The sequence below is a fragment of the Prevotella sp. C561 genome (genome assembly GCF_000224595.1).
GTDB classification, from domain to species: domain Bacteria; phylum Bacteroidota; class Bacteroidia; order Bacteroidales; family Bacteroidaceae; genus Prevotella; species Prevotella jejuni.
Window position 1 is genome coordinate 1 of the sequence record NZ_JH114179.1, and the last position, 1,547, is coordinate 1,547.

Genomic DNA, 1,547 nt, shown 5'->3' on the forward strand with positions numbered 1-1,547 from the left:
TCTGTATTGGGCAAACGTGGAAATAGTGGCAAAGCATTCTGCCATGGAAGTATTTTCGGCTCTCTCTTCTTCAGTTACCTTTGTGGTGGAGAATGCCTTGAGGACATCAATGTGCTTATAGGGCAGTTCAAGCAGAGACCTAATACGCTATTACCCGGTGCCGACACTGTGGGGCGCGGACTAAAGGAGCTTGCTGAAGAGAACATTGTCTACAAGAGCGAAACCTCCGGCAAGTCTTACAGTTTCAACACGGCAGAGAAGCTGAACACCTTACTATTACGGATGATACGGAGAATGGGGCTTATAAAGGTGGGCAGTCATGTTGACCTGGACTTTGACCACCAGTTTGTTCCTGCCCACAAGTTCGATGCAAAGTATTCCTACAAGCAGGATTTTGGCTATTTCCCTGGTTGGGCTTCCATTGGAGGAATCATAGTCGGAGGTGAGAATCGTGACGGAAATACCAATGTGAGATTCCATCAGGAGGACACGCTCCGTCGCATTATGGACCGTGTGACCTCCGAGCTTGGTGTCGTGATAGAGCGTTTCCGTGCCGACTGCGGGTCGTTCTCAAAGGAAATCATACAAACCGTAGAGCAGCGCTGCAACACGTTCTACATTCGTGCTGCCAACTACGGCAGTCGCTACGAGAACTTCCGACAGTTAAAAGAATGGAAGAGTGTTGAGCTTGGCTATGAGAAATGCGATGTCACATCCATCAATATGGACAACTTAATAAAAGGAAAGTCATACAGACTTGTCGTACAGCGTAGTCCTTTGAAAGACAAGGATAGCAAGCAACAGACGGATATGTTCGGAGTAATATACACATACCGCTGTATCCTCACCAATGACTGGGTGTCTACCGAGAAGGACATCATTACATTTTATAATGAGCGTGGGGCAAGTGAAAAGAACTTCGACATACAGAACAATGACTTCGGATGGTCACATCTGCCATTTTCCTTTATGGCTGAGAACATGGTTTTCATGATGGTTACTGCCATGCTGAAGAACTTCTATCTCTATTTCGTCCGTCATATCAGCGAAAAGGTCAAGCCGTTGAAAAAGACAAGCAGACTGAAAGCCTTTATCCTGCATTTTGTCAGCGTACCAGCAAAATGGGTGAGAACGAGAAGGCAGAACGTTCTGAACCTATATACAAATAAAACATACTACTCTGAAATATTCCTTGAATAAACAGTATTTCTTTGTGGCTATCATATTCCCCATTGGGTTTGGGTGGGGGATTTTATGCCTATGCAAGAACCAAGAACCCTAGAAAAGTCCCAAATCAATGGATAAATACCAAAATGTCACGTCAATATATAAAAGTAAATCGCAAAGAATAATGCTGCGGAATTGAGGGAAAGAACCATAAATAATATATCTACTCAGTAGCATATTTGGGGAAGATTCTAACAGTAAGTGTTTTTTTATCACCTTAATTCCGCAGCATAAATTCTTGTAAGAACTCCAAGTGTCTGAGAAACAAAGTTCTCAAAAACACTTGGATATGTCAGAAATTTCACCTATCTTAGTGCTGC

The 1,547-nt window shown here is 43.3% G+C and carries 1 protein-coding gene; it reads left to right on the plus strand.

All coding sequences use genetic code 11. The features are described from left to right. Positions 1–1,200, plus strand: a 1,200-nt coding sequence (locus tag HMPREF0666_RS15825; RefSeq protein ID WP_009013398.1) for an IS1380 family transposase, incomplete at its 5' end; no start/stop codon positions are given. Between the last annotated feature and the right edge of the window lie 347 nt (positions 1,201–1,547).